Origin of the sequence: Stenotrophomonas maltophilia group sp. RNC7, from assembly GCF_030910085.1 — a bacterium.
Taxonomy (GTDB): Bacteria; Pseudomonadota; Gammaproteobacteria; order Xanthomonadales; family Xanthomonadaceae; genus Stenotrophomonas; species Stenotrophomonas sepilia.
In genome coordinates, this window is the sequence record NZ_JAVFVN010000855.1 from 1 (window position 1) to 395 (window position 395).

1 protein-coding gene is annotated in these 395 nt (G+C 33.7%); it reads left to right on the plus strand.

The genetic code is table 11. The features are described 5' to 3' along the window. Window positions 1–27: 27 nt before the first annotated feature. Window positions 28–395, plus strand: a 368-nt coding sequence (locus RCF13_RS20275) for a hypothetical protein (RefSeq protein WP_308141523.1), incomplete at its 3' end; no start/stop codon positions are given.

A 395-nucleotide genomic window follows, 5' to 3' on the forward strand; every position in this document is an offset into this window, starting at 1 on the left:
AGTGGATTAATAAAGTGGTGCGAGATCATGAGTAACTACTGGCAGAAAAGGCAAGAAGAAGTGTTTTTAAATGCCGAGAAGATTACCAATACTTATTACAAAAAGCTAGAGAAGTCATTTGAACAGGCCAAAAAAGAAATAGAATTAGTAATCAATGGGTTTTATATGAAGTATGCTAAAGAAAACAGTTTAGTTAGATTTTCAGATGCTCAGCTATTACTTTCAAGAACAGAAATAGCAGGGTTAAGAACCTTCATAGAACGTGTAAATGATACCATGGGAGAATACGACTTAGAGCTTACCAATATGTCTATAAAAGCTAGGATAACAAGGTATCAAGCATTAGAAAAGCAAATAGATTCGATCCTTCAAAGGCTGTATTCTGTTGATTATGA